The sequence below is a fragment of the Clostridium sp. genome, assembly GCF_032576335.1.
GTDB lineage: Bacteria > Bacillota > Clostridia > Oscillospirales > Acutalibacteraceae > Faecalispora.
In genome coordinates this window covers 1-3,960 of sequence record NZ_JAWFXC010000029.1, presented here as the reverse complement: position 1 = coordinate 3,960, position 3,960 = coordinate 1, and the positions used below count along the sequence as shown (strand labels likewise).

The following is a 3,960-nucleotide window of genomic DNA, read 5'->3' as shown; positions in this document are numbered from 1 at the left end:
AAAATTTCACATTTTCAGACAATTGCTTTAAATTATATCAAAAATATTTCAAGATTTTTTGGCATAGAAAATATAAAACTATTCTACCAGAGAAAGAAAACTTTTACAGAACTTACATGATGCAAAGTTGGAAATTCGCAGTGTTTTATCATCTTATTTTAAAAAGAGAAGGAACAGAAATTCAGGGTGATTGTTTAGTGTTTGGTATGAAAATATCTCTACTATTTGCCAATAGTATGAAAAAGTTTTTTGATTTCAAATTAAATAAAAAACTAACACCAAAGAAAAAAGAAAAAATAAAAGTAGATTTCACAAAATACATTGAATATTTAAATGAAAATACAGATATTACATTGAGAACATTTTGCAGAAAATTCAACCTGAAAAAAGCTGATTCAATATCAATTTTGAAAAGTCTTGAATGTAATAATTATCAACACAAACTTATTGAAGAACTGGAGTAATTAACAAGCGAATTTTAAATTGTGCCATATTCAAATATATTTTCGCTTGTTCAACCCCTCAAAAATAATAAAGCCCTGACGGGCTTTTTTATTTTCTCACGGTTTTATAAAAGGTCAAATTATATTCAGTTTTGCCCTTGACTTAAGGTTTTAATTTGTTATCTATGTAATAGATAGCAAGTTAGAGTAATACTTCGTATTACTTTACTTGTGAGGGGTTCCCCCTTCAATCCCCTTAAAATCAAAACCTTAAACCCAAAGGAGTTAAATTTGAGTTACAGAGAACGATACCAAAGAAAAAATTTTGTCTCATTGTGTTTGAATGATGAAGAATTATCAGAGCTTGAAAATATCGCTGAAAGATTAAATATGAAACGAGCAGCAGCAGCTCGTGAAATATTATTCACGAACTCAAAGAGATTAAAATCACAAATAAAGAAAAATGATAATTCTGAAATCTTGTTTTTATATTCTAAAATCTCAAACAACATAAACCAGATCGCAAAAAAAATGAATACAAATCTTGATAAATTTTTATCTGGGAACGGTGAAGAATTTGCATTGTTAATTGAGGAAATATTCGAAGATATGGAGAAATTAAAAAATGATACATAAACATATCGGAGGAAAGAAAAATCAGCGAAGTGTTAAAAACTCACTCGATTATTTATTAAGAACTAACAAACCAGAAGAACAACAATTTGTTGAAGTTTTATCTCAAACGAACAGATCTGATATTGAAAATTTCAACGAATACATAAAAGAAAAAAACTTCAAAAACCCTTTCATAACTGGTGTTTTATCTTTTGAAGAAAAAGACATCGATCCAAAATTAAAAACAAAAATAATGAATGAATTTGAAGAAATGATGTTTGAAGGAATAGAACCTGAAAACCGCCCACCAGTGATCTGGATACAACACAAAGATAAAAACAGACTTGAATTAAACTATACAACTTTTAATTCATTAATGAATAAAAAACATTTTCAATGTTATTATCATTTATCTGATAAAAAATTATTTAACTCATTTTGTGAGAAAATAAACTATGAAAATAATATCAGTTCTGTTTTAGATGTTCAGGAACATAAAGCAAGAAATACCCTCGTTAACACTTTAAATAATAAAATATCAGAAGAAAAAAAGGCAGTTGTTGAGAAATTACAAGAAGAGATTTTATCAAAAATAATCACAGAAGAAATAAACAACAGAGAAGAATTAATATCATTTATTCAGTCTAAAAACATAATAATAAACAGGGTTAGAGAAAATGCTATATCAATAAAATTTGATAAGGCTGATAAGCCTATCAGCTTAAAAGGAGATATATATGAACAGAACAGAGATTACAAAACTTATAGAACAGAATCAACAATCGATCACAGAGCAGATCAGCAGTATGTCGAAAACCAACTCAGACACCATAGAGAAAATTTTGACACAGAGCTTAAAAAAAGACACAGCAGAAATAGAACTCGTTTTAAGCCAACACAGAGCAAAGATCAGAAAAATGTTGAGTTCAGAATTAAAAAAGCAAATGACAGTAAAAATGTTAGATCTGAAATATCAGACAATAATAATGTTCCTTCTAGGAATGAACCTGATATTGATTTTTTTCATAATAATAAGACTATGGAGGATGTAAGCAATGAGCAAAATTTCACAAATGATAAAACAAAACCAAGAGAAGAAGAACCAGCAAAATTTGATCTATCAAGAGAAATTGAAACAGTTAATACACAACAACAATTTATTCGTTCAAGAGTTGAAGAAGCTGGAAGAAATCAACAGCAATTCAGAAAGTCGCTTGATAGAACTCAAGAGCGATCTAGAGTATGTAGAAGATCTCTACATTCAATTATTTCTAATATTAGAAGATACGTCAGAACGTTTTCAATCCATACAAGACAGAACCAGAGAAGGCAAGAAATCGAACACAGACAAAAAATCTTCCTTGAAAAGCTCAAAAATCAGCAAACACAAAACCATCAAAGAAGTGTCGTCAGAAGTCGATTTAAACCGCATTAGAACCGTTCTGAACACTCTTCTAACCCACTACGATAAAACCTTAACCGTGAACAAGTGAGAACCAGCCAGAGGCTGGTTTTTGCTTGTGAGGGGTTGGCCTGCCCGGTCAGGGCGGTTTTTCTGTCATAACTTTGTCGGAGTTTTTGACAAGAACCTGTCTGAATATTTTTCCTTTTCTTATGACATAAAAAACAGCTTTTTTTCTCAATTGTGATTTTAAGACAAGTGTCATAACTTTTGTCATAGGTTTTGTCATAACCCTAAAAAGTGCTTAAAGCCTTATGTATCAAGGCTTTATCTGTAGTGTCATAGTGTCATAGTGTCATAAATCAAGGTTTAAAACGTGTCATAGGTTTTTCATAAAAACCGTTGACAATGTTTTTTCATATGTTATATATATAATATAACCAAAATAGGAGAAATTAATTATGAATGAAAAATCAATTGATGAAATATTAGCTGAAAGACAACTAAAAGAATTTAACGAATCGAAATTTGGTCAGTTTTTCAATAATCAAAAACTAAAAGAGCAAGAACTAACATACCTTAACAATAAAGCATTAGACATAGTGAATGAAGAAGATTTATTTGAAATAATGTCATTAATACCTCAACCATTTATTACAGAAGAAAATAAAAATGTTGATGTTTTAAGCCTTATATATAATAACTTTTTAGAAAATACAGAAATACCATTAACACTTCCTATTTTTTCTTTTTTAAGTTTTTTAAGTGCTTTTTGTGTTAAAAATGAAATCACATATACAATTCCATTAAGCGACGAAAAATCGCCGCTTGACACTTGGATCACAATTTTGGCACCTTCTGGAAGTGCGAAAACTTTTTCAAATTCACAAATAAAAAAGGTTATACCAGTAGGTATTGACGGAAAAAAAGTTATTGAGTCAAATTTCGTAAAACCTAATGGCCCTGCGAAATTTATCGAAGAACTTTCAAATCTTCCCGAAACCAAAAACGGCGAAAATCAATATGGTTTTTGGATTGAAGATGAAGTTTCACAAATGTTTAAACAGATAGAACAAATCGGATCTCCGCTATCTGAAATTAAAGAATATTTGTTAAAGTCATATGACCACGAAAAATTAACAAGGAAAAGCAAAAAAGAAACAATAGAAACTAAAAATATAGTTTTAACACTGTTATTTATAAATACATTTGAAAGTTATGCGAATAACATTTCAAATGAATCAATGACAGATGGTTTAATGAGAAGATTTAATCTCATTTATACAGAAAAAGACAGTGAAAGAGATTTCACAGATTACTCATTATATAATTTGAAAAAAATAAGAGATGAAACATTACAGGACAAAATATCTGAATTATTCAACTCAATAAAACCAGATCAAAATTTCACATTTTCAGACAATTGCTTTAAATTATATCAAAAATATTTCAAGATTTTTTGGCATAGAAAATATAAAACTATTCTACCAGAGAAAGAAA

Annotated in this window: 4 protein-coding genes; all 4 read left to right on the top strand. The window is 28.9% G+C overall.

What is annotated here, in order from left to right; genetic code table 11:
• The coding region (locus tag E7L17_RS14920) for a hypothetical protein (RefSeq protein WP_316323917.1) at positions 1–464 on the top strand (464 nt) is incomplete at its 5' end.
• A gap of 270 nt (positions 465–734) precedes the next feature.
• The gene (gene mobC, locus E7L17_RS14915; protein WP_032415722.1) at positions 735–1,079 is read left to right on the top strand and encodes a plasmid mobilization relaxosome protein MobC; all 345 of its coding nucleotides are present in this window, start codon (positions 735–737) and stop codon (positions 1,077–1,079) included.
• Positions 1,069–2,493, top strand: coding sequence for a hypothetical protein (locus tag E7L17_RS14910; RefSeq protein ID WP_316323916.1), 1,425 nt, complete (start codon positions 1,069–1,071; stop codon positions 2,491–2,493). Before mobC ends, E7L17_RS14910 begins: the two co-directional genes overlap by 11 nt.
• A 428-nt stretch (positions 2,494–2,921) precedes the next feature.
• A partial coding sequence (locus E7L17_RS14905; protein WP_316323915.1) for a hypothetical protein occupies positions 2,922–3,960 on the top strand: 1,039 nt, incomplete at its 3' end.

Coding starts and splice junctions, on each gene's coding strand:
- E7L17_RS14910 (WP_316323916.1), top strand. CDS start 1,069: ATGATACATAAACATATCGGAGGAAAGAAAAATCAGCGAAGTGTTAAA.